At 71.6% G+C, this 26,168-nt stretch carries 23 protein-coding genes; 8 read left to right on the top strand and 15 right to left on the bottom strand.

Features of this window, described 5'->3' with window-relative positions; translation table 11 throughout:
• Positions 1 to 88: 88 nt before the first annotated feature.
• The gene (locus tag ACIGEZ_RS06165) at positions 89 to 1,879 is read right to left on the bottom strand and encodes an SDR family oxidoreductase (RefSeq protein WP_399826408.1); all 1,791 of its coding nucleotides are present in this window, start codon (positions 1,877 to 1,879) and stop codon (positions 89 to 91) included.
• Positions 1,879 to 2,751, bottom strand: a complete 873-nt coding sequence (locus tag ACIGEZ_RS06160) for a M24 family metallopeptidase (RefSeq protein ID WP_399826405.1) — start codon at positions 2,749 to 2,751, stop codon at positions 1,879 to 1,881. Before ACIGEZ_RS06160 ends, ACIGEZ_RS06165 begins: the two co-directional genes overlap by 1 nt.
• 262 nt (positions 2,752 to 3,013) lie before the next feature.
• Between ACIGEZ_RS06160 and ACIGEZ_RS06155 the strand changes: the two genes are divergently transcribed.
• Genes ACIGEZ_RS06155 through ACIGEZ_RS06140 form a run of 4 tightly spaced genes read left to right on the top strand, consistent with a single transcriptional unit; the run spans position 3,014 to position 6,570 of the window.
• Positions 3,014 to 3,982, top strand: a complete 969-nt coding sequence (locus tag ACIGEZ_RS06155) for an ABC transporter ATP-binding protein (protein WP_399827561.1) — start codon at positions 3,014 to 3,016, stop codon at positions 3,980 to 3,982.
• The gene (locus ACIGEZ_RS06150) at positions 3,979 to 4,875 is read left to right on the top strand and encodes an ABC transporter permease (protein ID WP_399826402.1); all 897 of its coding nucleotides are present in this window, start codon (positions 3,979 to 3,981) and stop codon (positions 4,873 to 4,875) included. The genes ACIGEZ_RS06155 and ACIGEZ_RS06150 overlap by 4 nt, the downstream gene beginning before the upstream one ends.
• Before the next feature lie 49 nt (positions 4,876 to 4,924).
• A complete protein-coding gene (locus ACIGEZ_RS06145) occupies positions 4,925 to 5,836 on the top strand; it encodes an ABC transporter ATP-binding protein (RefSeq protein ID WP_399826399.1) in 912 nt (303 codons plus the stop codon).
• Between the two features lie 14 nt (positions 5,837 to 5,850).
• Positions 5,851 to 6,570: an ABC transporter permease gene (locus ACIGEZ_RS06140; protein ID WP_399826397.1), complete on the top strand. Its 720-nt coding sequence runs from the start codon at positions 5,851 to 5,853 to the stop codon at positions 6,568 to 6,570.
• A 28-nt stretch (positions 6,571 to 6,598) separates the two neighbouring features.
• Here ACIGEZ_RS06140 and ACIGEZ_RS06135 read toward each other — a convergent pair whose 3' ends face one another.
• Both ACIGEZ_RS06135 and ACIGEZ_RS06130 read right to left on the bottom strand, forming a co-directional pair.
• The gene (locus ACIGEZ_RS06135; protein WP_399827559.1) at positions 6,599 to 7,813 is read right to left on the bottom strand and encodes a CynX/NimT family MFS transporter; all 1,215 of its coding nucleotides are present in this window, start codon (positions 7,811 to 7,813) and stop codon (positions 6,599 to 6,601) included.
• 173 nt (positions 7,814 to 7,986) lie between these two features.
• Positions 7,987 to 8,670, bottom strand: coding sequence for a FadR/GntR family transcriptional regulator (locus ACIGEZ_RS06130; RefSeq protein ID WP_399826395.1), 684 nt, complete (start codon positions 8,668 to 8,670; stop codon positions 7,987 to 7,989).
• Positions 8,671 to 8,791: 121 nt separating this feature from the next.
• Here ACIGEZ_RS06130 and lpdA point away from each other — a divergent pair, with 121 nt between their 5' ends.
• Together lpdA and ACIGEZ_RS06120 are read left to right on the top strand one after the other, a co-directional pair.
• Positions 8,792 to 10,195, top strand: a complete 1,404-nt coding sequence (gene lpdA, locus ACIGEZ_RS06125) for a dihydrolipoyl dehydrogenase (RefSeq protein ID WP_399826392.1) — start codon at positions 8,792 to 8,794, stop codon at positions 10,193 to 10,195.
• 46 nt (positions 10,196 to 10,241) lie between these two features.
• Entirely contained in the window at positions 10,242 to 10,910 is a 669-nt protein-coding gene (locus ACIGEZ_RS06120; RefSeq protein WP_399826389.1) for a rhomboid-like protein, read from the top strand.
• Between the two features lie 130 nt (positions 10,911 to 11,040).
• On the opposite strand, the gene ACIGEZ_RS06115 is transcribed toward ACIGEZ_RS06120, so the two are convergent.
• The 9 genes from ACIGEZ_RS06115 to ACIGEZ_RS06075 all read right to left on the bottom strand — a co-directional run bounded on the left by ACIGEZ_RS06115 (position 11,041) and on the right by ACIGEZ_RS06075 (position 20,650).
• Positions 11,041 to 11,847 (bottom strand): HAD family hydrolase, encoded by an 807-nt coding sequence (locus tag ACIGEZ_RS06115; RefSeq protein ID WP_399826387.1) that lies wholly within the window; start codon positions 11,845 to 11,847, stop codon positions 11,041 to 11,043.
• Complete coding sequence (gene serS / locus ACIGEZ_RS06110) at positions 11,844 to 13,133, bottom strand: serine--tRNA ligase (protein ID WP_399826385.1); 1,290 nt, start codon at positions 13,131 to 13,133, stop codon at positions 11,844 to 11,846. The genes ACIGEZ_RS06115 and serS overlap by 4 nt, the downstream gene beginning before the upstream one ends.
• Positions 13,134 to 13,556: 423 nt before the next feature.
• Entirely contained in the window at positions 13,557 to 14,492 is a 936-nt protein-coding gene (gene pheA, locus ACIGEZ_RS06105; protein ID WP_399826382.1) for a prephenate dehydratase, read from the bottom strand.
• A 39-nt stretch (positions 14,493 to 14,531) separates the two neighbouring features.
• Positions 14,532 to 15,800 (bottom strand): iron uptake transporter deferrochelatase/peroxidase subunit, encoded by a 1,269-nt coding sequence (gene efeB, locus ACIGEZ_RS06100; RefSeq protein WP_399826380.1) that lies wholly within the window; start codon positions 15,798 to 15,800, stop codon positions 14,532 to 14,534.
• A gap of 4 nt (positions 15,801 to 15,804) precedes the next feature.
• Positions 15,805 to 17,706, bottom strand: coding sequence for a copper resistance CopC/CopD family protein (locus ACIGEZ_RS06095; RefSeq protein ID WP_399826378.1), 1,902 nt, complete (start codon positions 17,704 to 17,706; stop codon positions 15,805 to 15,807).
• Between the two features lie 25 nt (positions 17,707 to 17,731).
• Positions 17,732 to 18,199 carry a copper chaperone PCu(A)C gene (locus tag ACIGEZ_RS06090; protein WP_399826376.1) on the bottom strand — a complete coding sequence of 156 codons (468 nt, stop codon included), beginning with the start codon at positions 18,197 to 18,199 and terminating at the stop codon, positions 17,732 to 17,734.
• Entirely contained in the window at positions 18,196 to 18,945 is a 750-nt protein-coding gene (locus ACIGEZ_RS06085; protein ID WP_399826373.1) for an SCO family protein, read from the bottom strand. Before ACIGEZ_RS06085 ends, ACIGEZ_RS06090 begins: the two co-directional genes overlap by 4 nt.
• Positions 18,946 to 18,975: 30 nt before the next feature.
• A complete protein-coding gene (locus tag ACIGEZ_RS06080; RefSeq protein ID WP_399826370.1) occupies positions 18,976 to 19,740 on the bottom strand; it encodes a YcnI family protein in 765 nt (254 codons plus the stop codon).
• Positions 19,741 to 19,873: 133 nt separating this feature from the next.
• A complete protein-coding gene (locus ACIGEZ_RS06075) occupies positions 19,874 to 20,650 on the bottom strand; it encodes a hypothetical protein (protein ID WP_399826367.1) in 777 nt (258 codons plus the stop codon).
• Positions 20,651 to 20,897: 247 nt separating this feature from the next.
• On the opposite strand from ACIGEZ_RS06075, the gene ACIGEZ_RS06070 reads away from it, so the two are divergent.
• Positions 20,898 to 21,335: an ATP-binding protein gene (locus ACIGEZ_RS06070; RefSeq protein WP_399826365.1), complete on the top strand. Its 438-nt coding sequence runs from the start codon at positions 20,898 to 20,900 to the stop codon at positions 21,333 to 21,335.
• 220 nt (positions 21,336 to 21,555) lie between these two features.
• Here the strand turns inward: ACIGEZ_RS06070 and ACIGEZ_RS06065 are convergent, their stop codons facing one another.
• Positions 21,556 to 23,028, bottom strand: coding sequence for an aminopeptidase P family protein (locus ACIGEZ_RS06065; RefSeq protein WP_399826362.1), 1,473 nt, complete (start codon positions 23,026 to 23,028; stop codon positions 21,556 to 21,558).
• Between the two features lie 182 nt (positions 23,029 to 23,210).
• On the bottom strand, positions 23,211 to 24,614 hold the full coding sequence (locus tag ACIGEZ_RS06060) for a PP2C family protein-serine/threonine phosphatase (protein WP_399826359.1): 1,404 nt from the start codon (positions 24,612 to 24,614) through the stop codon (positions 23,211 to 23,213).
• Positions 24,615 to 25,472: 858 nt separating this feature from the next.
• Between ACIGEZ_RS06060 and ACIGEZ_RS06055 the strand changes: the two genes are divergently transcribed.
• Positions 25,473 to 26,153, top strand: a complete 681-nt coding sequence (locus ACIGEZ_RS06055; RefSeq protein ID WP_399827556.1) for a bifunctional DNA primase/polymerase — start codon at positions 25,473 to 25,475, stop codon at positions 26,151 to 26,153.
• Positions 26,154 to 26,168 lie beyond the last annotated feature (15 nt).

Raw genomic sequence — 26,168 nt, 5'->3', positions numbered from 1 at the left:
ACCGCTCCCTTCACCCCGCCGCCGCGGGGCCCCTCCTGCGAGGGATGGTACGACCGCCCCGCGCCGGGAGCCCCCGCGCCGAAGGCCGCTACGCCGGCGGCTGCCAGCGGGCCAGCGCCCGCAGGGCCCCCGGGGACAGCCGGGACAGCAGGTGCGCGCCCCGGGCCTCCGGGGTCACCGGCACGACGGCCTGGTTGCGCAGCACCGCGCGCAGGATCGCGTCGGCGACCTTCTCCGGCGGGTAGTTGCGCAGCCCGTACAGCCGGGACGCCTTCTTCTGGCGGCGCTTCTCCTCGGCCTCGTCCGTGACCCCGGCGAACCGCGCCGTGGCGGTGATGTTGGTGTTGACGAGGCCCGGGCAGATCGCCGAGACCCCGATGCCCTGGCCCGCGAGCTCCGCGCGCAGGCACTCGCTCAGCATCAGCACCGCCGCCTTGGACGTGCCGTACGCGGGCAGGGCTCGGGAGGGCTGGAAGGCCGCCGCGGAGGCCGTGTTGACGATGTGGCCGCCCTGGCCGCGCTCGGCCATCTGCGCGCCGAACACCCGGCAGCCGTGGATGACGCCCCACAGGTTGACGTCGAGGACCCGCTTCCACTCCTCGCTCGTGGTCGCGAAGAAGGAGCCGGTCAGACCGATGCCCGCGTTGTTGACCAGTACGTCGACCACCCCGTACTCGCTCGCCACCTTCGCGGCCAGCTTCTCCATCGCCTGCTCGTCGGCGACGTCGACCGTCTCGCCCCAGGCCCCGGGCGCGCCGATCAGCCGGGCCATCTCGGCCGTACGGGCCGCGCCCTCGCCGTCGCGGTCCACCGCCACGAGCCGGGCGCCGGCCTCCGCGAACGCGAAGGCGGTGGCCCGTCCGATCCCGCTGGCCGCGCCGGTCACCAGGACCAGCTGGCCGCCGAACCGCTCCGCGTACTCCGGCCGCACGCCGCTCTTGGCGGCGGTCTTCGGCGCCTTCGTCGCCGGGTCCTCGTTCGCCTCGACGAACTCGGTGATCCAGGCGGCGAGCTGGTCGGGCCGGGTGCGCGGCACCCAGTGCTTGGCCGGCAGCGTGCGCCGGGTCAGGTCCGGCACCCAGGTCGCCAGGTCGTCGTAGAGCCGCTCGGACAGGAAGGCGTCGCCGTTCGGCGTGATCAGCTGGACCGGAGTGTGGGCGTAGGCGTCGGCCCGCGGGCGGGAGAGCCTTGCCCGCACGTTGTCCCGGTAGAGCCAGGCGCCGTGCGCCGCGTCGCTGGGCAGGGACGGTGTCGGGTAGTCGCCGGCCGGGACCCGCTCGACCCGTTCGAGGATCTTCGGCCACCGCCTGCCGAGCGGCCCGCGCCAGGCGAGCTCCGGCAGCACGGGCGTGTGCAGCATGTACACGTACCAGGACTTGGCGCCCTGGCCGAGGAGCTGGCCGACCCGGCGGGGCGTGGGCCGGGTCATCCGGCTCTTGATCCAGTGGCCGAAGTGGTCGAGTGACGGGCCGGACATCGAGGTGAAGGAGGCGATCCGGCCCTCGGTGCGCGGGACGGTGACGAACTCCCAGGCCTGCACCGAGCCCCAGTCGTGGCCGACCAGATGGACCGGGCGGTCCGGGCTCACCGCGTCGGCGACGGCCAGGAAGTCGTCCGTCAGCTTCTCCAGCGTGAACCCGCCGCGCAGCGGCGTCGGCGCCGTCGACCGGCCGTGGCCCCGCACGTCGTACAGCACCACGTGGAAGCGCTCGGCGAGCCGGGTCGCGACCTGTGACCAGACCTCCTTGGAGTCCGGATAGCCGTGCACGAGCAGCACGGTCGGCCGGCTCTCGTCGCCCAGCTCGGCCACGCACAGCTCTATCCCGCCCGTACGGACCCAGCGCTCCCGCGCCTTGTCGAGCCCCGCGATTCCCGCCATCAGGCCGCCGCCCCTTCCTCGTTCGCGTACTCGCTCCAGCGCCGCACGTGCGGCAGGTCGTCGTCCAGCCAGAACGCGCTCTGCTCGGGGTCCTTCGAGTCGGTGACGACCAGGATCTCCTCGAACTTCGCGCCCGTGCCCCGGAACCCGAGGTGCGGCTCCACCGCCCACAGGCCCGGCTTGGGCGGGTGGTCGGAGAACCGGTACGGGGACCACAGCGGCGACCAGCCGTCCCGGTGGCCGTGCAGGGCGTCGCTCGCCAGGCCCTTGAGGGACTGCGTGCCGAAGCCGAACAGTGTGGGCGACCAGCGCCGCTCCTTCACCCGGTCGATCTTGTGGGCGATGACGCCGAAGGGATAGGCCCGGTGCCGGTTCGCGTACCCCTGGCGGACCATGAGCCGGTCCACGTCCTCGTAGATCTCCCGCAGCGTGCGGCGCTCGCGCACCTCGCGCAGGATCAGCTCCCGGTGCGCCTTCAGGTCGGCGAGCAGCTTGTCGTGGACGGGGTCGAGGCCGAGGCAGCCGGAGTAGCCGATGTCCGCCGTGTAGCCCTTGTAGACCGGGGCCATGTCGAGGATGAAGGGCATCCCGGCCTCGAGCCGCCGGCTGGTCGGGAAGAACTGCAGCGGGATCCTGAAGTCGACGAAGGCCGTGCGGTCGCCGAACCAGGCGAACGGCCGGTGGAACCAGTCCCGCACCCCCCGCTCGTACAGCCACTCGCGCTGCATCCGCGCCGCCTCGCGCTCGGTCACACCGGGCTTGAGCTGTCCCGCGACGGCCTCCGCGCACTCGTACGAGAGGCGCTGGACTTCCTTGAATCCCCGTAGCTCCGCGGCCAGTTCGCGCGTCACTGCCGTACCTGCTGAGGTCATGCCACCCGCCGTCCCGTGTGAGCAACCGTGTGAGCGTCCGTGCGCGCTACGCGTCCGTAACTTGCCACTGATGAATGTGACAATGCCTGCAGGCTGCGTCAAGGGGTGTGCACGAGCCCTGTGGAAAACGGCGCGCGGCCCGTGGCCGGAAAGACTTTGGTCTCGGCTCCCCTACGGGCTTGTACGCCTGGAGTCGGATACGGATCGAGCCGTTGGGCTGACGACTCCTGTGGCCCACGCCACTACCTTCTAAGACGTGACTGTGATCGCGACCGAAAGCCTCAGCAAGCGGTTCCCCCGGGTGACCGCTCTCGACCGGCTCTCCCTGGACATCGGGCCCGGTGTGACCGGACTGGTGGGTGCCAACGGAGCCGGCAAGTCCACGATGATCAAAATCCTGCTCGGTCTGTCCCCGGCCACGGAGGGCCGCGCCGAAGTCCTCGGGCTCGACGTCGCCACCTCCGGCGCCCGGATCCGCGAGCGCGTCGGCTACATGCCGGAGCACGACTGCCTGCCGCCCGACGTGTCGGCGACCGAGTTCGTCGTCCACATGGCGCGCATGTCCGGGCTGCCCGCGACCGCCGCCCGCGAGCGGACCGCCGACACCCTGCGCCATGTCGGTCTGTACGAGGAGCGCTATCGCCCCATGGGCGGCTACTCGACCGGCATGAAGCAGCGCGTGAAGCTGGCCCAGGCCCTCGTCCACGACCCGCAGCTGGTGCTGCTCGACGAGCCGACCAACGGCCTCGACCCGGTCGGCCGCGACGACATGCTCGGCCTGATCCGGCGGGTGTGGACCGACTTCGGCATCTCGGTCCTCGTCACCTCGCACCTGCTCGGCGAGCTCGAGCGCACCTGCGACCACGTCGTCGTCATCGACGGCGGCCGGCTGCTGCGCTCCAGCTCGACCAGCGACTTCACCCGGACCACCACGACCCTCGCGGTCGAGGTCACCGACTCCGACGCCCACCCCGACGGCACCGAGGCGCTCCGCGGTGCCCTGGCCGCCGCCGGCGTCAGCCTGCACGCGGGCGTGGAGGACGGGCTGCCGGGCGCCGGGCACATCCTGCTCCTGGAGGCGGCCGGCGAGGAGACGTACGACCTCGTCAGGGACACCGTCGCCGGCCTCGGCCTCGGCCTCGTCCGCATGGAGCAGCGCCGCCACCATATCGCCGAGGTCTTCAAGGCGAACGACCAGGCGAAGGAAGAGGAGGAGGTGCCGGCGCGATGAGCTCCCAGGCCCCCGAGACCACCCAGATCCACAACATCGGCTACCGCAGCTACGACGGGGAGCGCCTCGGCCGCGCCTCCGCGCGCCGGGCCCTGTTCTCCCAGTCGCTGCGCGGCTCCTACGGACTGGGCCGCAGCGCCAAGTCCAAGGTCCTGCCGATGCTGCTCTTCGCCGTGATGTGCGTGCCCGCCCTGATCATCGTCGCGGTCGCGGTCGTCACCAAGTCCTCGAAGCTGTCGATCGAGTACACGCAGTACGCGACCTTCCTCCAGATGGTGATCGCCATCTTCGTGGCCGCCCAGGCCCCGCAGTCGGTCTCCCGCGACCTCAGGTTCCGCACCGTTCCCCTCTACTTCGCCCGCCCGATCGAGCGCGTGGACTACGTGCTCGCCAAGTTCGGGGCGATGGCCTCCGCGATGTTCATCCTCACCGCCTCCCCGCTGCTGATCCTCTTCGTCGGCTCGCTGCTCGCCAAGATGGACTTCGCCGAGCAGGCGCAGATGCTCGGCCAGGGCCTCGTGTCCGTGGCGCTGCTCTCGCTGCTCTTCGGCGGTATCGGCCTCGTCATGGCGGCCCTCACCCCGCGCCGCGGCTTCGGCGTCGCCGCCGTCATCGCGACCCTGGTGATCTCGTTCGGGGCGGTCTCCACCCTCCAGGGCATCGCCTACGGCACCGACAACGTCGGCGCCGTCAAGTGGATCGGCCTGTTCTCGCCGATCACCCTCATCGGCGGAGTGCAGGACGCCTTCCTCGGCGCGCCCACGGCCGCCCCCGGCGGGGAGGCCGCGGCGCCCGGCACCGCGGTCGGCGTGGTCTATCTGCTGGTCGTCCTCGCGCTCATCGCCGGTTCGTACGGCGTGCTGATGCGCCGCTACCGAAAGGTCGGGCTGTGACCGCCTTCCCGTCGCCCACCACCACCCTTTCAAAGAATGGGCTGCGCCCATGAGCGTCCTCTCCATCGACCACGCCTCGCGCTGGTTCGGCAATGTCGTCGCCGTCAACGACGTCACCATGACCATCGGCCCGGGCGTCACCGGTCTGCTCGGCCCCAACGGCGCCGGAAAGTCCACCCTCATCAACATGATGGGCGGCTTCCTCGCCCCCTCCACCGGCACCGTCACCCTCGACGGGGAGACGATCTGGCGCAACGAGTCCGTCTACCGCACGATCGGCGTCGTCCCCGAGCGGGAGGCGATGTACGACTTCCTCACCGGTCGCGAATTCGTCGTCGCCAACGCCGAGTTGCAGGGCCTCGGCGACAAGGAGGCCCAGCGGGCCCTCGCCACGGTCGAGATGGAGTACGCGCAGGACCGCAAGATCTCCACGTACAGCAAGGGCATGCGGCAGCGCGTGAAGATGGCCTCGGCTCTCGTCCACGAGCCGTCGGTGCTGCTGCTCGACGAGCCCTTCAACGGCATGGACCCGCGCCAGCGCATGCAGTTGATGGAGCTGCTGCGCCGGATGGGTGCCGAGGGCCGCACGGTCCTGTTCTCCTCGCACATCCTGGAGGAGGTCGAGCAGCTCGCCGCGCACATCGAGGTGATCGTGGCCGGACGGCACGCCGCCTCCGGCGACTTCCGCCGCATCCGCCGTCTGATGACGGACCGGCCGCACCGCTATCTCGTCCGCTCCAGCGACGACCGGTCCCTGGCGGCGGCGCTGATCGCCGACCCGTCGACCGCCGGGATCGAGGTGGACCACGGGGAGGGCGGCCTGCGCATCCAGGCCGTGGACTTCGGGCGGTTCACCGAACTGCTGCCGCAGGTCGCCCGGGACCGGGGCATCCGGCTCCTCACGGTCTCGCCCTCGGACGAGTCCCTCGAATCGGTCTTCTCGTATCTCGTAGCGGCCTGAAAGGAGCCTGACCGATGTACAACCCCACAGTCGCCCGGCTCACCTACCGGGCCCTGCTCGGCCGCCGACGGGCTCTGATCCTGTTCGCGCTGCCGGCGATGCTCATCGTGATCGCCGCGGCGGTCCGCCTGTTCAACGGGGCCGACGACCAGGTCGCCGCCGACGTCCTCGGAGGCTTCGCGCTCGCCACGATGGTGCCGCTGATCGGCGTGATCGCCGGCACCGGCGCGATCGGCCCGGAGATCGACGACGGATCGATCGTCTACCTCCTCGCCAAGCCCGTGAAGCGGCCGACGATCGTCTTCACCAAGCTGATCGTCGCCATCGCCGTCACGATGGTCTTCTCGGCCGTGCCGACGTTCATCGCCGGCTTCGTCCTCAACGGCAACGGGCAGCAGGTCGCGGTCGCGTACACCGTGGCGGCCCTGGTGGCCTCCATCGCGTACAGCGCGCTCTTCCTCCTGCTGGGCACGGTCAGCCGGCACGCCGTCGTCATCGGTCTGGTCTACGCCCTGGTGTGGGAGGCCCTGTTCGGCTCGCTGATCTCCGGCGCCAAGACCCTCAGCGTCCAGCAGTGGGCGCTCGCCCTCGCGGAGAAGGTCACCGGCGACAGCCTGATCAGCTCCGATGTGGCGCTGCCGACGGCCGTCGTCCTCCTGATCGCCGTGACGGTCGGGGCGACCTGGTTCGCCGGCCGCAAGCTGCGGACGATGACCCTGGCGGGCGAGGAGTAGGACCCGCCGTGGCCCGGAGCCGTACGCGTCATCGGACCGTACGGCTCCGGGCCGCGAGCAGTCCCGCCGCGAGCGCCGCGGCGCACACTCCGAGCACGGCGGCGATCGGCGGCGTCCAGGAGCCGGTCGCCTGGTGCAGGGCGCCGGCGGCCAGCGGCCCGACCGCGGCGAGCAGATAGCCGACGGTCTGGGCCATCCCGGAGAGCCGGGCGGCCGTCGCCGCGTCGCCCGAGCGCAGCACGATCAGGGTGAGTGCGAGGCCCACCGCACCGCCCTGGCCGACCCCGAGGACCGCCGACCAGAGCCAGGCGCCCGCCACCGGGGCGACCATGAGCCCCGCGTACCCCGCCGCGACCAGCGTCGTCACCAGCACCACCAGCGGTCGCTGGCTGCGCATCCGCCCCGCGAGCAGCGGCACGGCGAATGCGCCCGCCACCTGGATCAGGTTGTTGAAGGCGAAGACCACACCGGCCGTCGACCGGCTCATCCCGTGGTCCGTGAAGATCGTCGGCATCCAGGCGATCAGGACGTACGACCACAGTGACTGGAGCCCCATGAACAGCGTGACCTGCCAGGCCAGCGCCGACCGCCACACCGACCGGGTGGGCGCCGCGCCGGCGGCCGCGGTCCGCGCCTCGTGTCCCGTACGGCTCCGGGCGATCAGCACCTGCGGCAGCCAGGCGAGCGCCGCCACCGCGGCCAGCAGCGACCAGAAGCCGAGCGAGGCCTGCCAGCCCCCGAGCGTGCGCTCCAGCGGCACCGAGGCGGCCGCCACGACCGTGGCGCCCGCGATCATGGCGCCCGTGTAGACGGAGGTCATGGACGCGGCCCGGTCCGGGAAGTCGCGCTTGATCAGGCCGGGCATCAGGACGTTCAGCAGGGCGATGGCCGTGCCGACCAGGACCCCGCCCGCGTACAGCGCGGCCGCCGACGGCAGCACCCGCACGAGGATGCCGGCGCCGAGCAGCAGCAGCGCCGCGAACAGCACCCGCTCGGCGCCGAACCGCCGCCCCAGCCAGGGCGCCACCAGGGCGCCGAGGCCCAGGAAGAGCACCGGCACCGAGGTCACCAGCGAGCTCGCGGCCGAGGACAGCCCGTACGCCCCGGCGATCTCGCTCACCAGCGGCGACACGCTCGCCAGGGCGGCCCGCATGTTGACCGAGGCGAGCACGATCCCGACCAGGAGCAGCACCGGGTGGGCGAAGAGCGCCCGCCGGGCGCCGGCGCCGGCGGCGGAGGGCAGGACTCCGGCCGCGGTGTCGACCGTGACATCCGCCGCGACACCTGCCGTGACATCCGCCGAGGCATCCGCCGCGCCACCTGCCGCGACATCCGCCGTGCCACCTGCCGCGCCACTCGCCGCGCCACCTGCCGAGGCATCCGTCCGCACATCCGTCCGGACATCCGTCTCGGCCGTCACCGTGCTTCCCCCACCAGCGCCGCCACCGTCTCCATCGGCACCCGCAGCAGCTCGCGCGCCCCCGCTTCCGCCGCGTCCGGATCCCCCGCCTCGATCGCGGCGACCAGCGCCTCGTGGGCGTCGATGTCGACCGGTGGCATCGCGTGGTCGCCGAGCGCCTCGACCAGGACCTCGTGCACCTGGGCGGAGAAGAAGCGGTAGACCTCGCGGAAGGCCGTGTTGTGGGTGGCCTCGACGACCGCGAGGTGGAAGGCGAGGTCGGCGTCCGCGTCGCGGTCGCCCTCCTCGCGCAGGGTGGTCAGGGCGGCTCTCAGCCGCAGCAGGTCGTGCGTGTCCCGCCGTACCGCCGCGAGCCTGGCCGCCTCCGCCTCCAGGGCGGCGCGCAGTTCGAGGACGTCGCGGGCGCCCGCGTGCCGTACGCCGTGCAGGACGGCTGCCGGATCGGCGGTGGACCTGACGAAGGTGCCGTTGCCCTGCCGCGACTCCAGGAGCCCGGCGTGCACCAGGACACGCACGGCCTCGCGCACGGTGTTGCGCCCCACCCCGAGGAGCTGGGCGAGCTCGTGCTCGGTGGGGATGCGGTCGCCGACGGCCCATTCGCCGTCCGCGAGCTGGGCCCGCAGCTGCCCGACCACGGAATCCACCAGCGAGGTCCGCCCCGCCGCCTTCAGCGCCGCCATCACCACACTCCTCAATTCGCCCGGTTGCCCAGTCATCCTACAACTGACCGCGCAGGGGGCACCGGACTACTGTGGCCTCGTACGCGGACACGAACACCCTCACCACTCTCGGGAGTCAGTCATGTCAGACCGCTTCGACGTCGTCGTACTCGGAGCTGGCCCCGGCGGCTACGTCGCCGCCATCCGCGCCGCCCAGCTGGGCAAGCGGGTCGCGGTCGTCGAGGAGAAGTACTGGGGCGGCGTCTGCCTGAACGTCGGCTGCATCCCGACCAAGGCGCTGCTGCGCAACGCCGAGCTCGCCCACATCTTCAACCACGAGGCCAAGACCTTCGGCATCAAGGTCGACGGCACCGTCTCCTTCGACTACGGCGAGGCCTTCCGCCGCAGCCGCACGGTCGCGGACGGCCGCGTCAAGGGCGTCCACTTCCTGATGAAGAAGAACGGGATCACCGAGTTCGACGGCCGGGGCACCTTCCTCGACGCGAACACCCTCCAGGTGGCGAAGTCCGACGGCACCACGCAGACCATCGCGTTCGACAACTGCATCATCGCCACCGGCGCCACCGCACGTCTGCTGCCCGGCACCTCCCTCAGCGACCGCGTGGTCAGCTACGAGGAGCAGATCCTCGCCGAGGACGCCCCGCAGTCGATCATCATCGCCGGCGCCGGCGCGATCGGCATCGAGTTCGCCTACGTGCTGAACAACTACGGCACCAAGGTCACCATCGTCGAGTTCCTCGACCGCATGGCCCCGCTGGAGGACGAGGAGGTGTCCAAGGAGCTCGCCAAGCAGTACCGCAAGCTCGGCATCGACGTCCTCACCTCCACCCGGGTCGAGTCCATCGACGAGTCCGGCCCGCAGGTCCGCGTCACCGTCACCGGCAAGGACGGCGCGAGCAAGGTCCTGGAGGCCGACAAGGTCCTGCAGGCGATCGGCTTCGCGCCGAACGTCGCCGGCTACGGCCTGGAGAACACCGGCGTCGCCCTCACCGAGCGCGGTGCGATCGACGTCGACGGCCGCTGCCGCACCTCCGTGCCGCACATCTACGCCATCGGCGACGTGACCGCGAAGCTGATGCTCGCGCACACCGCCGAGGCCATGGGCGTCATCGCCGCCGAGACCATCGCGGACGCCGAGACCATGGAACTCGACTACCCGATGATCCCGCGCGCCACCTACTGCCAGCCGCAGATCGCGAGCTTCGGCTACACCGAGGCCCAGGCCCGTGAGAAGGGCTACGACGTCAAGGTCGCCAAGTTCCCCTTCATGGCGAACGGCAAGGCGCACGGCCTCGGCGACTCCACCGGCTTCGTGAAGATCGTCGCCGACGCCAAGTACGGCGAGATCATCGGCGCCCACCTGATCGGCCCCGACGTCACCGAGCTGCTGCCCGAGCTCACCCTGGCGCAGCAGTGGGACCTGACCGTCCACGAGGTGGCGCGCAACGTCCACGCGCACCCGACGCTGGGCGAGGCCGTGAAGGAAGCGATCCACGGTATCGCCGGACACATGATCAATTTCTAAGGTTTCTCCCATAAATCACCCAGCTCGGGGTGATAGGCACGGATATGTGCCGAGTGAAACCTCACCTCATGCCCCGGGTGGCGAACCGTCCCGACCGATCAGGTCGTGGGTGCGTTCGTCGCCCGGTACGCATGTCTGGCTGGCCGTCATCGCGATCACCAGCCTGGTCCTCGCGTTCTCCCCGGACGGTCTCGAGCACTATCTGCTGCACCGCAACAGCAGCAATCTGTACGAGCTCTCCCGTCACCCGATGCGCGCACTGCTCGGCAGCGCCTTCTGGATCCAGAACCCGGCGAGCCTGCTGTTCTACGCGGTGCTCTTCGAGGTCTTCCACGCGCCGGTCGAGCGCTGGCTCGGCACGGCGAAGTGGCTTGTCGTGGTCGCCACGGCGCACATCGCGGCGACGCTCATCAGCCAGAAGGTGGTCCTGGAGGCCATCCAGGACCACGACGTGCCGCGCAGCATGGCGCACGTCGTCGACATCGGGGTGAGCTACGGGCTCGCCGCCTCGGCGGGCATCCTCACCTACCGGCTGCCCAGGCCCTGGCGCTGGTTCTACCTGGCGGGGGCCGTGGCCTTTTTCGCCGTACCGCTGGTCACCAACCACACGTACACCGACCTCGGGCACGCCATCTCGCTGGTGATCGGGCTCGCGTTCTGGCCGCTCACCCGGCATAAACCGGTGGTCCAGGGCGGGCCGACCGGCGCACACTAGGGGTACGGAAACGGGGCGGCCGCTTCGAGCGCGCGGGGGCGAAACCGCGCGGGCCGCCCCGCTTCTCAACGCCGGCGGTCACCTCTTGGCACGCCGCCAGTCACCTCTTGGTGCCGTCGCATCCCCGCCGTCACCTGCCGAGCAGGCGCTCCAGGACGACGGCGATGCCGTCCTCCTCGTTGGAGGCGGTCACCTCGTCGGCCACCGCCCGCAGCTCGTCGTGCGCGTTGCCCATGGCGACGCCGTGCGCGGCCCAGCCGAACATCGGGATGTCGTTGGGCATGTCACCGAAGGCGATCGTCTCCGCCGCCTTCACGCCCAGCCGGCGCGCCGCGAGCGAGAGACCCGTCGCCTTGCTCAGTCCGAGCGGCAGGACCTCGACTATTCCCGGCCCCGCCATGACCACGTCCACGAGCCCGCCGACCGTCTCGCGTGCGATCCGGGTCAGCTCGTCGTCGCCGAGCGTCGGGTGCTGGATGTAGAGCTTGGTCAGCGGCGCCGTCCACAGCTCGGCGGGGTCCTCGTACGGGAGGTACGGCAGTGGACCCTCCTGGACCCGGTAGCCGGGCCCGATCAGGACCGCGCCCTCCAGGCCGTCGCGGCTCGCGGCGAGGGCCAGCGGGCCGACCTCGGACTCGATCTTCGACAGGGCGAGGCCCGCGAGCTGCCGGTCCAGGGTCAGCGAGGTGAGCAGCCGGTGCTCGCCCGCGTGGTACACCTGCGCGCCCTGCCCGCAGACCGCGATCCCCTCGTAGCCGAGGTCGTCGAGGATGTGCCGGGTCCAGGGCACCGCCCGCCCGGTCACGACGATGTGCGCGGCGCCCGCCGCGGTCACCGCGGCGAGCGCTTCCCGCGTACGGTCCGAGACGGACTCGTCGGCCCGCAGCAGCGTGCCGTCGAGGTCCGTCGCGACCAGGCGGTAGGGGAAGGTGCTCACTTGGAGATCGGCTCCAGGACCTCACGGCCGCCGAGGTAGGGCCGCAGGACCTCCGGCACCCGCACCGAACCGTCCGCCAGCTGGTGGTTCTCCAGGATCGCCACGATCGTGCGCGGGACGGCGCACAGCGTGCCGTTCAGGGTGGCGAGCGGCTGCACGACCTTCTTGCCGTCCTTGTCGTCGCGCATGCGGACGGACAGGCGGCGGGCCTGGAACCCGTCGCAGTTGGAGGCGGAGGTCAGCTCGCGGAACTTGCCCTGGGTCGGGATCCAGGCCTCGCAGTCGAACTTGCGCGAGGCGGAGGCGCCCAGGTCGCCGGTGGCGACGTCGATCACCTGGAACGGCAGCTCCAGGGAGGTGAGCCACTGCTTCTCCCAGTCCAGGAGTCGCTTGTGCTCGGCCTCGGCGTCCTCCGGGGCGACGTACGAGAACATCTCGACCTTGTCGAACTGGTGGACGCGGAAGATGCCGCGGGTGTCCTTGCCGTACGTGCCGGCCTCCCGGCGGAAGCACGGGGAGAAGCCGGCGTAGCGCAGCGGCAGCTTGTCGGCCTCGATGATCTCGTCCATGTGGTACGCGGCGAGCGGGACCTCGGAGGTGCCGACCAGGTAGTAGTCGTCCTTCTCCAGGTGGTACACGTTCTCCGCGGCCTGGCCGAGGAAGCCGGTGCCCTCCATGGCGCGCGGACGGACCAGGGCCGGGGTGAGCATCGGGATGAAGCCGGCCTCGGTGGCCTGGGCGATCGCCGCGTTGACGAGGGCGAGCTCGAGCAGCGCGCCGACGCCGGTCAGGTAGTAGAAGCGCGAGCCGGAGACCTTGGCGCCGCGTTCGACGTCGATGGCGCCCAGCGCCTCGCCGAGCTCCAGGTGGTCCTTGGGCTCGAAGCCCTCGGCCGCGAAGTCGCGGATGGTGCCGTGGGTCTCGAGGACGACGAAGTCCTCCTCGCCGCCGACCGGTACGTCGGGGTGGACGAGGTTGCCCAGCTGGAGCAGCAGCGCGCGGGCCGACTCGGCGGCCTCGTTCTGCTCGGCCTCGGCGGCCTTGACGTCGGTCTTGAGCCGCTCCGCCTTCTGGAGGAGCTCGGCGCGCTCCTCGGGCGAGGCCTTGGGGATCAGCTTGCCGAGCGCCCTCTGCTCGGAACGGAGCTCGTCGAAGCGGACGCCGGACGACCTGCGCCGCTCATCGGCGGAGAGCAGGGCGTCGACGAGCGCGACGTCCTCTCCACGGGCGCGCTGGGAGGCGCGAACACGGTCGGGGTCCTCACGGAGCAGGCGAAGGTCAATCACCCCACCAGGCTACCGGTGCGCGCTCACGCGACCCCACCCGATATAGCCTTGCGTGTCGCTTTGCCCGAATTGCTTTCTTTATCCATTCTTTCCGTATTCGCCAAAGAATGGGTGATCAAGGCCGGTGGGTTCTCCACAGGAATGCCCAACGAGGGTGAGTTATCCACAGGCTGTGCGAAAGATCTGTGGACCACGGTGATCCCCTCCATTTTCCCACTCAATCGAGTGGGAATAGCTCGCCCCAAAGAGTTGATCTCCGGAGCGAGGGTGACGAATCGGTGACGGAGGGGCGGCAGCGATTTGTCGACCCGGTGGAAGAGGCTTGTCGACTTGTCCCCAGGTCGAGCCGCAAACCTGTGGATAACTTCTGTGGGTAACCGAAAAGTATGCAGGTAGGACCGGCTGTTCGTACCTGTGGACGACTCAGGCCCTGCCGTCCTGCGCCCGCGCCAGCCAGTCGGAGGCGTCGGTGAACTCCACATCCGAGGTTCCGCGCCGCAGCGGCCGCACGTCCTCGGTCGCGACACCCGCCCGCGGATACGAGCCGAGGAAGCGCACCTTCGGGCAGATCCGCTTCAGACCCATCAGCGCCTCGCCGACCCGGCGGTCCGCGATATGGCCCTCGGCGTCCACGGCGAAGCAGTAGTTGCCGATGCCCGCGCCCGTGGGCCGGGACTGGATCAGCATCAGGTTGACCCCGCGCACGGCGAACTCCTGGAGGAGTTCGAGCAGCGCACCCGGGTGGTCGTCGCCGAGCCACAGCACCACCGAGGTCTTGTCCGCACCCGTCGGCGCCGCCGGCCTGGCCGGCCGGCCCACGAGCACGAAACGCGTCTCGGCGTTCTCCGCGTCGTGGATCTCGGTGACCAGGGCCTCGAGACCGTACGTCGCCGCCGCGAACTCGCCCGCGAAGGCCGCGTCGAACCGGCCCTCCTGGACCAGCCGGGCCCCGTCCGCGTTGGACGCGGCCGACTCCCACAGCGCGTCCGGCAGATGGGCCCGCAGCCAGTTCCGCACCTGCGGCTGCGCCACCGGGTGACCCGTGACCGTCTTGATCTCCGACAGCTTGGTCCCGGGCCGTACGAGCAGGGCGAACGCGATCGGCAGCAGCACCTCGCGGTAGATCATCAGAGGCTCGCCCGAGGCCAGCTCGTCGAGGGTCGCGGTCACCCCGCCCTCGACCGAGTTCTCGATCGGCACGAGCGCGGCCGCGGCCTCCCCGTTCCTTACGGCGTCCAGCGCGGCCGGGACCGACACCATCGGGACGAGCTCCCGTGTCGCGGCCTCGGGCAGCGTACGCAGCGCGGCCTCCGTGAAGGTGCCTTCAGGACCGAGATACGTATACCGGGTGGCTGACATACGGTCACCCTAATGGCAGCGGGTCTTTCACGACTTCTCTTACGACTCCAGCAGCCGCTGCCCCACGTATTCGCCCTCCGCCGCCCCGCCGGGCACCGCGAAAAGACCGCTCGCCTCGTGCCGGATGAACGGCGACAGGGCGTCGCCCCGGTCGAGCTTGCGCTGCACCGGCACGAAGCCCCGCAGCGGGTCCGCCTGCCAGCAGACGAAGAGCAGACCGGCGTCCGGAGTCCCGTCGGCCCCGATTCCGTCGTGGAAGGAGAACGGCCGGCGCAGCATCGCCGCCCCGCCGTTCTGTTCGGGGGCGGAGATCCGGGAATGGGCGTTGTCGGGGATGACCGTCTTGCCGTCCGGGCCGATCTTGTCCAGATCCGGCTCGGTCGTCTCGGTCCCCCCGGTCAGCGGCGCACCGTCCGCCTTCCGCCGTCCGATCACCTTCTCCTGCTTGTCCCGGGCCAGCTTCTCCCAGTCGTCGAGCAGCATCCGGATCCGCCGGACGACCGCGTACGAGCCGCCGGCCATCCAGTCCTGGGCGCCGGCCGCGCCCTGGGGCACGAAGATCCGCCGGTCGAAGTCGGGGTCCGTCTGCTTGGGGTTGCCCGTACCGTCGATCTGGCCCATCAGGTTGCGGGCGGTCATCGGCCGGGCGGTGGCCCCGGCCGAACGGTTGAAGCCGTTCATCTGCCAGCGCACCCGCGCCGCACCCTCCGCGTCCTTCTGCAGCGCGCGCAGCGCGTGGAACGCGACGAGCGCGTCGTCCGCGCCGATCTGCACCCACAGATCGCCCTCCGAGCGCTTCGCGTCGAGCGCGTCGGCGGAGAAGGCGGGCAGGGGGTCGAGCTGCATCGGGCGGCGCGCGGTCAGCCCGGTGCGATCGAAGAAGGTGCGGCCGAAGCCGAAGGTCACCGTCAGGGAGGACGGCCCGGCGTCGAGTGCGATGCCCGTGTCGTCGGTCGCGGCCCTGCCCGCCATCAGCGCCTTCGCCGTGGCCGACCAGCGGCGCAGCAGCGCGGCGGCCTCCTTGCGGCCCGCGCCCGGGGCGAGGTCGAAGGCGACGAGATGCCCGCGGGACTGAAGCGGAGTGGTGATCCCCGCTTGATGTTTCCCGTGAAACATCACCTCGGTCGCACCGACCGTCGTGAGGGCGGGGGAGCCGGCGGACCCGGAGGACTTCTCCTCCCCTGCCGCGGAGATGCCGATGCCGCCTGCGGCGCCGATGACGACACCTGCCGCCCCCGCCGCGCCGACGGTGCCGAGCAGCCGCCGCCGGGAGATGTCGAGATGGTCGTTGCTCACGGTGTCGCTCACGGGGTCAGCCGATCTTCACGTTCTTGTCGATGGTGGTCTGGTCGATCTCGGAGGTGCGCACCGTCACCTGCATCAGCCACTCACCCGGCATCGGCAGCTGGACGCCGTTCGCGCTCCAGTGGCCGGTCTGGATGCGGTCGGGCAGCACGGGCAGCGGGCCGATCTGCTTCTCCTTGAGAGTGAAGGCGACCTTCACCTCGGGCACGTCCAGCGGCCGTCCGTTGGGCCGCAGCACGTAGATGTGCAGGGCGTTGGCGCCGGTCCGGCCGGGGTCGAGGGTGAGCTGCACGGTGCCCTTGCCGTCCACGCCGCCGGTGTCGAAGGGCAGCCGGACGTCGATCGGACGGTTGGGGACCGCGGAGGAGCCGGCCGTGGCCCTGCTCCGGCCCGCCTCCTCCTCGGTACGGGCCGGCTCGGTGGACGTCAGGACGGTGGTCACCGCGAGGAGCACCACCGCGACGGCGGCCTCGGTCAGCACCGAACGGCGCAGCCCGGCCCGCTCGGGGTCGGCGTCCCGCTCGCGCTTGCGCCGCGCGGTCGCGACGGCGGCGCGCTGCCGCGCGAGCTGCTCCGCGCGCTCGGCATCGACCTCTTCAGGGGCTTCGGCGTCCTCTCCAGGAGCCTCGGCGGCGGCCTCGGCATCGGCCCCCGCCGTCCCCGTCGCCGCCTCGCCCAGCCTGTGCACCCACCGCCGTGACACCCAGGCGATGCCCACGAGCACGGCGACCAGGCCGATCTTGACCAGGAGCAGCTGCCCGTACCGCGTGTCGGTCAGCGCCGACCACGTGCCGACCTGCCGCCAGGACTGGTAGACGCCGGTGGCCGCGAGCACGACGACCGAGCCGAACGCCACCTTCGAGAAGCGCTCGACCGCCGTGCGCTCGACCGACGGCTCCCGGTAGAGCGCGACGAGCAGCGCCGTGAGACCGCCGAGCCAGGACGCGACCGCCAGCAGGTGCAGGATGTCGACCGGCATGGCGATGCCCGGCTGCAGCCCGGTCGAGGCGTGCTCGGCGAGTGCCCAGGTGCCCGCGATGCCGGCCGCGACGACGGTGCCGCCGATCGCGAGCCCGAAGGTGAGGTCCTTGCGTTCCTTCTCGTCCGTGCGCCGGGTGTACGCGCCGAACAGCACGGCCACGAAGAGCGCCGCCGCGCCGAGCAGCAGCAGCCGCGAGGAGAGCGCGGCCCCGGTCTTCGTCTCCAGGACGGTCCGCAGCCCGCCCAGGTCGAAGACGTCGGCGAGCTTGCCCGAGCCCGTGTACGGGTAGCGCAGCAGCAGCATCGCCAGGGTGGCGGCGGTCAGCGTCAGCCAGCCCCGGACCACCAGGCGCTGCACGGGCCGTACGGTCGCCCCGCGCGGCCAGCAGGCGAGTACGAAGGCGCCGCCGCCGACGAGGACGACGAAGCCGGCGTACGAGAGGTAGCGCGCGATCCCGTAGAGCGTTCCGACGAGTCCGCCGCCCACGGTCTGATCGGGAAGCGCGACCGAGGTCTTGGAGGGGGCGCCGACGGAGAAGGTGAAGGCCCCGGCGACCGGGTGGCTGTCGGCCGAGACGGTCTGCCAGGCCACGGTGAAGGTGCCGTCGGGCAGGCCGGGCAGCAGCTCGACGCCGTACCGGACGATCGAGCCGCTGCACATGTCGCGGATCTCGCCGGTGTCGACGCGCTTGCCCGAGGGGTCGAGGACCCGGATGGAGTCGCCGCTCATGGCGACCTGTTCGGAGAAGGTCAGGTTGACCTCCTTGGGGGCGGTGGCGACCACCGCCCCGTCCTGCGGGTCGCTGCCGGTCAGTGCCGCGTGCGCGGACGCGGGGCCCGCGGTGGCGAGCAGCGTGCCCAGGAGCGCGGCCGCGACGAGCAGCAGCCGGACGAGGGCCGGTCCGAGGCGCGGGGCGGTGGTTGTCATCGGTTCTGTCACTCCCTCAACGAGCTCAGTGCTGCTTCGGGTTGTGGTTCGCCGCCTCGACGGGAAGGTCGACCTTGATGGGGTCGGACTTCTCGAAGTGGAGCTCGATGGCGACCTTCTCGCCCTGCTTCGGCTGCTTCTTCAACTCCATGAACATGATGTGGCTGCCACCGCGTTCGAGCTTGAGTTCGCCGTTCGCCGGGATGTCGAAGGACTTCACCTCCTGCATCTTCTGGTTCTTCGTCTCGTGGATCGTGACGTCGTCCGAGAGGCCGCTGGTGACGGAGGTGAGCTTGTCGGCGGCGTCGCCGCTGTTGGTGATGGTGAGGAAGCCGCCGGCCATGTCCATCACGGGCTGGGGCATGAACGCGCCGCTCACCTTGAGGTCCGGTCCGCTCTTGGAGTCGGCGGAGTCGGAGGACGAGCACCCGGTCAGCGCGAGCGCGGCGGTGAGCGCGACGGCGGCGGACAGGGCGGTGGTGCGGCGGTTCACGGGTTCTCCCCCTTGATGAGCTTGGGCAGGTCGGCGGCGTACTGGTCGGCGGTGGTGTCCTCGCCGTACAGGACGTAGCCCTGGTCGGACGTCGGCGAGAACGCGATCACCTGCGCTCCGTGCATGGAGACGACCGAGCCGTCCTTCTCCTTCTTCGGCGGGTCGATGCCGATGCCGATCGCGCGGGCGCCGGCCTGGATCGTCTTGAAGTCGCCGGTCAGGCCGGTGAAGGACGGGTCGCCGGCGGCCGGCAGCCACTTGCCCAGCTCGGCCGAGGTGTCCCGCTCCGGGTCGGTGGTGACGAAGACGACCTGGAGCTTGTCCTGGTCGGCCTTGGGGAGCTGCTTGCGCGCGATGGCGATGTTGCTCATGGTCAGCGGACAGACGTCCGGGCAGTGCGTGTAGCCGAAGTAGAGCAGCGTCGGCTTGCCCTTGGTCTGCTCGCGCAGGTCGAACTTCCGGCCCTGGGTGTCGGTGAGGACGAGGGCCGGCTTGGCGAACGGCCGGTCGAGGACGGTGGCGGCCTTGGTGTTGTCGCTGCCGCCGGAGACCTGGGCGACCGGCCCGGTCTTGGCGCCAGGAGCCTTGTCACCGCCCCCGAGGCCGACGGCGGCCGTGATGCCGATCGCCGCGGCGATCGCCACGACGGCGGCGATCAGCGGGGCGCGCCGGCCGGGCCGGGCGCCCTCCTGACCGCCGTCCTTCGCCGCACCGGGGTTCGCCGCGGCTGTCTTGTTCTGGGACATGACGCTTCTTTCGGGTGTCGGGGGCGGCTGTCAGGCCGAGCGGCGGCGTCCGGCGAGGACGCCGAAGGCGACTCCGGCGACGCCCACGAGGATGCCGATCACACCGAGCACGCGGGCCGCGTTGTCGGTGGAGCCGGACGCGGCGGCCTCCTCGTGGTCGCCGCCCTTGTCGTCGTGTCCGGCCTTGTCGCCGGCCTTGTCGTCCGCGGCCGGGGTGGCGGCGCCGCCGCCGTGGTGGTCGGCGCTCGCGGCGGTCAGCTTCAGGACCGGGGCGGGGTTCTCGGGCTCGGCCGCGCCCTCCTTCGGCTCCTCGATCCAGCGCACGACTTCGTTGTTGTCGTAGGTCTGGATCGCCTTGAGGACCAGCTGGTCGGTGTCCTCGGGCAGCCGGCCCATGGAGAGCGGGAACTGCTGGAACTGGCCGGGACCGATCTTCGAACCGTCCGCGGACCAGGTGACCTTGGCGACCGCCTCATTGATCTTCTTGCCGTGCAGCTCCAGCGGCTTGGCGAGCTTCGCCTTGGTGACCTCGACCTTCCAGCCGGGGACCGGCTGCGGCATCACGGAGGCCAGCGGGTGGTCGGTGGGGAAGTTGACCTCGACCTTGACGGTGGAGGCGTTGTCGCGCTCGTTCGGCACCTTCACGTTGACGGTCGCGTAGCCGCCCTTGGCGGCCTCGCCCTGCGGCTGCACGCCGACGTGCGCGAAGGCCGTGCCCGAGAGCAGCAGGACGGAGGAGAGGGCGACACCGCCGGCGAGGGCGGTACGGGTCAGGTGCGTACGGGAGACGCTCATGGCAGGACACTCCAGCTCAGGAGAAGGTCGGGAAAGTGGTGCAGGAAGTCGGCGCGCGGGCCGGGCGACCGGTAGGGCCGGCAGCCGGCGAGCGCGGACGACCGCGGATCCACTCCCTCGGAGCGGGTCCGCGTCAGGCTGCGAGGACGCAGGCGGCGGCGGGCGGGCCGCGCCTGATCACGGTGTGCTGGAGTGCCTCGGCGACCGGCGGCGGCGAGGAGTCGAAGCCGGTACGGGCGGGCCCGCGCGGCCCGGCGGCCGGAGCCCCCGGCAGCCCGGCGAGCAGGGCCCGTACGAGGTGGAGCGCGGCCCGCAGCGACCGTACGAGAGCGCACTCGGCGACCTCGACGGCGCCCTCGGCGGACAGCCGGCCCAGCCGGCCGAGCGCCAGGTCGCCGCGGCGCAGCAGCCAGCCGGTGGTCAGCGCGGCCAGCAGGTGGCCGAGCAGCATCGGCAGGCTGGGCACCAGTTCGGCGGCCTGCGCGGTGGCGGTCGCAGTGCCGGTCATGCCGGCCATGTGGTCGTGGATCCCGGCCGCGGCGGGTGCGGCGGGGGCGAGGCCCGCGTCGCTGACGATCCGGGCCGCGTCGGCGGGGTTGAGGGACGCGCCGCCCTGCCCGCAGACCAGCTTGGCGGCGAGCCGTACGAGGGCGTCGTCCGTTTCCGGTCCCATGGTGAGCCGGCGCTGCCCGAGCCCGAACAGGGCGTGCAGGCCGATCTGTCCGGCCGCCAGCGCGCCGACGATCACGGGCAGCGAGCGCTCGCGTCCGGTGAAGAGCACCGTGATGCCGAAGACGCCGAGGAACCCGGCGGCCATCGACCACAGCGCGATCCCCGCGCACGCGGCCAGCGCGTGGCCGAGCCCGGACAGCACGACGCAGACCGCGGTGAACACCGCGGCCCTCAGCATGCGAGACGCGAACCCGGGGGCAGACATGGCGGGGCCCATCATCGCACCAGGCCCGCCCCCTCCATGAGGCAGGTCCGGAAGATCACCCTTGGGGTCCTTCGGGCTGACATACACCGGCGCACGGGATGTGTGCATCCGCCGAACGAGGGCTCTTGCGGCGCCCAGGGGCTTATGGACCACCCCGCACGGCAATACGTAACGGTATGTCGTGCCGCAGCATGTCGAGCCGCAGCCAGGAGGCTGGAGCATGAGCATCTGGTGGTCCCTGCACCTGCGGCGCGAGGCTGCGAGCGTCCCGCTCGCCCGGCGGCTGCTGCTCGGCACGATGGAGACCGCGGGCGTCGACCCGGACGTGTCCTACGAGCTGTCGGTGGCCCTGACCGAGGCGTGCGCCAACGCGGTCGAACACGGGGGCGCCCTGGGCCGGAGCGAGGCCTCGCAGGCGTACCGGGTCACCGCCTACCTCGACGGCGAGACCTGTCGTATCGAGGTCGCCGACTCCGGACCCGGCTTCTCCGGGGACGCGTCGCCCGCCCCCGCGGACGCCGAGAACGGCCGGGGGCTGCGGCTGATCGAAGAGCTCGCCGACCACGTCCACTTCGGCCGTACCGGCAGGGGCGGAGCGCTGGTCAGCTTCGACAAGATCATCAAGTGGCGGCCGGACGCTCCGCTGGCGCTGACCTGAAGCCCCTACGGCCCTGCGTGGGCTCCGCACGCCCTGCGTGGGCTACGTACCGCCCTGCGTGGGTTCCGTACGCCCTGCGTGAGCTCCGTACCGCCCTGCGTGGGCTCCGTACCGCCCTGCGTGAGCTCCGTATGCACCGCTTGGGCTCCGTGCGTACGAAGGCCCCCGCCGAACGGCCGTCGGCGGGGGCGCTTCGAGGGATCGGTCAGCCCTCGACCGGTCAGGCCTTCAGGCCGGCCATCCACGCCTCGACCTCGTCGGACCGGCGCGGCAGCGTGTCCGAGAGGTTCCGGTTGCCGTCCTCCGTGACGAGGATGTCGTCCTCGATCCGGACGCCGATGCCGCGGTACTCCTCCGGCACGGTCAGGTCGTCGGCCTGGAAGTACAGACCCGGCTCGACGGTCAGGCACATGCCCGGCTCCAGGGTCGTGTCGACGTACGCCTCGGTGCGCGCGGCGGCGCAGTCGTGGACGTCCATGCCGAGCATGTGACCGGTGCCGTGGAGGGTCCAGCGGCGCTGCAGGCCGAGCTCCAGGACCCGGTCGACCGGACCCTCGACGAGGCCCCACTCGACCAGCTTCTCGGCGAGCACGCGCTGGGCGGCGTCGTGGAAGTCGCGGTAGGCGGCGCCGGGCTTCACCGCGGCGATGCCCGCCTCCTGCGCCTCGTACACGGCGTCGTAGATCTTGCGCTGGATCTCGCTGAACCGGCCGTTGATCGGCAGGGTGCGGGTGACGTCGGCGGTGTAGAGCTCGGTGGTCTCCACGCCGGCGTCGAGCAGCAGCAGGTCACCGGAGCGGACCGGGCCGTCGTTGCGGACCCAGTGCAGGGTGCAGGCGTGCGGGCCGGCGGCGCAGATGGAGCCGTAGCCGACGTCGTTGCCCTCGACACGGGCGCGCAGGAAGAACGTGCCCTCGATGTAGCGCTCGCTGGTCGCCTCGGCCTTGTCGAGGACCTTGACGACGTCCTCGAAGCCGCGGGCGGTGGAGTCGCAGGCCTTCTGGAGCTCGGCGACCTCGAACGCGTCCTTCACGAGGCGGGCCTCGGAGAGGTAGACGCGCAGCTCCTCGTCGCGCTCGGCGGTGACCTTGTCGACGAGGGCGGCCTCGATGCCGGCGTCGTGGCCGCGCACGTTGCGCACCGGGCCGGTGGCCTCCTTCAGCGCGGCGGCCAGCTCGCGGACGTCCTTGGCCGGGATGCCGAGCAGCTGCTCCGCCTCGGCGAGGGAGTGGCGGCGGCCGACCCACAGCTCGCCCATGCCGTCGAGCCAGAACTCGCCGTTCTCGCGGTCGGAGCGGGGCAGCAGGTAGATCGTGGCGGTGTGGCCGCCGGCCTTGACCGGCTCCAGGACGAGCACGCCGTCGTGCGTCTGGTCGCCGGTGAGGTACGCGTACTCGGTGGACGCGCGGAAGCTGTACTCGGTGTCGTTCGACCGGACCTTCAGGTTGCCGGCCGGGATCACCAGGCGCTCGCCCGGGAAGCGGGCGGACAGGGCGGCGCGGCGGTCGGCCGTGTGCGCGGCCTGGGCGATCGGCGCCAGGTCGTGCAGCTCGGTGTCGGCCCAGCCGGACTTCATGTTCTCGGCGAGCTCGTCGGAGACGCCCTGGTACAGGCCGTTCTTGCGCTGCTTGATCGCCTGCTCTTCGGACTCTTCCGGGGTCTCCGGGTAGTCCGGCGTGAGCTGATCGGCCACGGGTCTGCCTCCTCTGGTACGACACTGAACCCTCCCCATCGTACGGTCGTACGGAAGGGGGCCCAGGGGCGTAAGACCCATTACCGGTCGGTCACATCAGTGGCGGTTCTCACTCGGCTCGCTTCGGCTGTCGTGGGCTGTCCCGTCGGCTCCCGTCGGCCCCCGTCGGCCCGCGTCGGCCCTCAGTCGAAGCGGGCGGCCAGGATCACCACGTCCTCGCCGTCGGAGGTCGCTGCGGCCGAACCCTCCGGAAGGATCGTCCGCAGGACGTGATCGGCGACGGCGCCCGGGTCGGCGCGGGCCGCCTTCGGTACGCCCGCGGCGGCGGCGTGCAGCCGTGCGAAGGCCCGGTCCATGGGGTCGCCGGTACGGCGGAGCAGCCCTTCCGTGTACAGCAGCACCGTTTCTCCAGGCGCGGGAGAGAGCTCCACGCTGGGCGCCTCCCAGCAGGCCAGCATGCCCAGCGGGGCGGAGAGCGAGGTCTCGACGTACTCCGTCCGCTGATCGCCGATGATCAGCGGCGGGGTGTGGCCCGCCCCGGCCAGGACGATCCGGCGGGCCTGCGGCTCGGCGTAGGCGAAGAGCGCCGTCGCCGAGCGCGCGGGCTCCGTCAGCCGCAGCAGCAGCTCCAGGTCGGAGAGGACGGCGACCGGGTCCTCGCCCTCCATTACGGCGTACGCGCGCAGCGAGGCGCGCAGCCGTCCCATGGCGGCCAGGGCGCTCGGCCCGCTCCCGGAGACGGAGCCGACGGCGAGGCCGAGGGAGCCCTCCGGCAACGGCAGCGCGTCGTACCAGTCGCCGCCGCCGCGGGCGCCGGTGCGGTGCCGTGCGGCGAGCTGGACCCCGGGGACGCGGGGGAGGCGTCTGGGCAGCAGCTCCTCGGCGACGGTGGAGAGCTGCGTACGGGCGCGCTCGACGTCGAGGAGGCGGGCGAGGTGTTCGGTGGCGAACCTGCCGTAGAGGCCGACGAGGTGCCGCTGCCGTTCGGCGGGCTCGGCGGGTTCGTCGTACAGCCAGACGAGCGCGCCGAGCCGGCCGGCCTGTCGGGTGGCGAGGGGGAGGGCGTAGCTCGCGGCGTAGCCGAGGCGGGCGGCGACCTCGCGGTGGCGCGGGTCGAGGTCCTCCTCGCTGCGCAGGTCGGGGATGGCGACGGGGCGGGGCAGGGATCCCTCGGGCAGCGGATCGAGCCCGTCGAGGATGCGGCCGTACGAGGTGACGCTGCGCGGCACGGTCTCGATGGTGCCGAGGTCGGAGTGGGCGAGGCCGAGGCCGACGGTGCTGACCGGACCGAGGCCGTCGGAGGGTTCGAAGACCGCCATGCCGCGGCGGGCGCCCACGAGGGCGGCTCCGGCGCGCAGCACCTCGTGGAGCGCGTCGTCGAGGGAACCGGTCCTGATCAGGGACTCGGTGAGTTCGTGGAGGAGGGAGAGGTCCGAGACCCAGCCGGCGAGGCGGTCCTGGAGGGCGCCGCCCGACCGGAGGTCTCCGGAGGGCAGCGGCGGGGCGGCGGGAGGAGCCGCAGTGTGCGGGGGAGGGGGAACGGTGGAATCGATTCCGGCCACTTTCGGCGCACGCGGCGTACTCATGGCACTCGGCTTTCCGACCTGCGTGTTTCATGCAATAGCATCGCAAACCCCCAAGTCATTCTGCGCCGCTATCCATGGATCCACATCTACACGCACATGTAGATCGATGTCCAGCATTGTCACCATGGGACTTGTGGTGTCCGTGAGATGTGGCGAGAGGGTTGAAGAGTAGGGGAAGTTGGCCGAAAATTACCCCCTGCGTGCACCATTTGCGGTCGACTGGCGTCGTTTGAAAGTGCGTCATTTAGAGCGTGACGGGTACGTAATCGGTGACGGGCAGGGGCAGTTGGAGACGCCCCTGAATACGGACGCGGAACCCGGGCGTCCTCATCACCGCAGGCCGCACCCTCTACCCCGAGTGGCGGGGAACGTGTTCCGGCAGGACCGACCGCCAGGACCGACCGCCGAGCGTGGACGCAGCTTGTACGCGTTGTACGCGCTGAGATGCACAGCGATACGCACAGCGATACGCACGGTGAAGTGATCTACACGTGGTGTGATGTGGATTCGGCGTTCAACGGAAAGGAACGAGCGCTCATGCGCGAGATCCTCGGAAGGCGACGCAGGCTCCGGTTCCGGCGCGGGAAGCGCGAGGAGCGCGCGGAGCGCGAGACGGTCGTCGCACAGCTCGACACGGCGCTGCGATGCGCCACGGAATGGGACTGGCCCGTCCTGCCCGGCGTGGGCCTGAGGTCCGGGCCGCGGGGGACGGGGGCGGGGGCGTCACACGACTCACGCGCGGCGGAAGCGCGTGCGGGTGAGGCGCGTAGGGCGGAAGCGCGTTCGGGTGAGGCGCGAGCGGACGGGTCGGCCGCGGCCGGATCGCGTTCGGGCTGGTCCAGGGCGGCCGGCGCCTGGGTGGCCGGAGCGCGTGCGGGCTGGGCCCGTACGACCGAGTCGCGCAGGGCCGAGTCGCGCGGTGCCGAGTCGCGCGGTGCCGAGTCCCGTGCGCTCGGGGCGCAGGACGCGCCGCGGGACGTGACGCGGGACGTGACGCGGACGACCGCCGTCGCGAGTTGCGCCTGCCCCGACCCCGAGTGCGTGGTGCCCGGGGCGCATCCGTTCGACCCCGGGCTGCTCGCGGCCACCACCGACGCCCGCATGATCCGCTGGTGGTGGGGCGGTCGCCCGGACGCCCCGGTCCTGCTGGCCACCGGCGGCCGTGCGCCCTGCGCGGTGAGCCTGCCGGCCGTCGCGGGCGCCCGCGCGCTGGCCGCCCTGGACGCGTTGGGCATGCGGCTCGGCCCGGTCGTGGCCACCCCCACCCGGTGGGCGATCCTCGTCGCCCCGTACAGCCTCGAACGGCTCGGCGAACTGCTGTACGCCAAGGACAGCGTGCCCAGTTCGCTGCGCTTCCACGGCGACGGCGGCTACCTGCCGCTGCCGCCCTCGACCACCGGCACCGGGCAGGTGTGGTGGGAGCGGGCGCCTCTGGCGGGGTCGGCCCGGCCGTGGCTGCCGGACGTCGAGGCGGTCGTGGACGCGCTGGTCGAGGCGAGCACGAGCGCGCCGGGCGGCGGCAGCAGACTCGCGTACTGACGCTCCCCGCTCCGC

The sequence above is a fragment of the Streptomyces sp. NPDC085481 genome (assembly GCF_044541845.1).
Classification (GTDB): domain Bacteria; phylum Actinomycetota; class Actinomycetes; order Streptomycetales; family Streptomycetaceae; genus Streptomyces.
Note: the sequence above shows the minus strand (reverse complement) of the source record. Positions and strands in the feature narration are given on the sequence as shown.

Excerpts from the sequence above, each read along its gene's own strand:
- ACIGEZ_RS06165 (WP_399826408.1), bottom strand. The coding sequence starts at position 1,879 with ATGGCGGGAATCGCGGGGCTCGACAAGGCGCGGGAGCGCTGGGTCCGT.
- ACIGEZ_RS06160 (WP_399826405.1), bottom strand. The coding sequence starts at position 2,751 with ATGACCTCAGCAGGTACGGCAGTGACGCGCGAACTGGCCGCGGAGCTA.
- ACIGEZ_RS06150 (WP_399826402.1), top strand. The coding sequence starts at position 3,979 with ATGAGCTCCCAGGCCCCCGAGACCACCCAGATCCACAACATCGGCTAC.
- ACIGEZ_RS06145 (WP_399826399.1), top strand. The coding sequence starts at position 4,925 with ATGAGCGTCCTCTCCATCGACCACGCCTCGCGCTGGTTCGGCAATGTC.
- ACIGEZ_RS06140 (WP_399826397.1), top strand. The coding sequence starts at position 5,851 with ATGTACAACCCCACAGTCGCCCGGCTCACCTACCGGGCCCTGCTCGGC.
- ACIGEZ_RS06130 (WP_399826395.1), bottom strand. The coding sequence starts at position 8,670 with ATGGCGGCGCTGAAGGCGGCGGGGCGGACCTCGCTGGTGGATTCCGTG.
- lpdA (WP_399826392.1), top strand. The coding sequence starts at position 8,792 with ATGTCAGACCGCTTCGACGTCGTCGTACTCGGAGCTGGCCCCGGCGGC.
- pheA (WP_399826382.1), bottom strand. The coding sequence starts at position 14,492 with ATGTCAGCCACCCGGTATACGTATCTCGGTCCTGAAGGCACCTTCACG.
- ACIGEZ_RS06095 (WP_399826378.1), bottom strand. The coding sequence starts at position 17,706 with ATGACAACCACCGCCCCGCGCCTCGGACCGGCCCTCGTCCGGCTGCTG.
- ACIGEZ_RS06085 (WP_399826373.1), bottom strand. The coding sequence starts at position 18,945 with ATGTCCCAGAACAAGACAGCCGCGGCGAACCCCGGTGCGGCGAAGGAC.
- ACIGEZ_RS06080 (WP_399826370.1), bottom strand. The coding sequence starts at position 19,740 with ATGAGCGTCTCCCGTACGCACCTGACCCGTACCGCCCTCGCCGGCGGT.
- ACIGEZ_RS06075 (WP_399826367.1), bottom strand. The coding sequence starts at position 20,650 with ATGCTGAGGGCCGCGGTGTTCACCGCGGTCTGCGTCGTGCTGTCCGGG.
- ACIGEZ_RS06070 (WP_399826365.1), top strand. The coding sequence starts at position 20,898 with ATGAGCATCTGGTGGTCCCTGCACCTGCGGCGCGAGGCTGCGAGCGTC.
- ACIGEZ_RS06060 (WP_399826359.1), bottom strand. The coding sequence starts at position 24,614 with ATGAGTACGCCGCGTGCGCCGAAAGTGGCCGGAATCGATTCCACCGTT.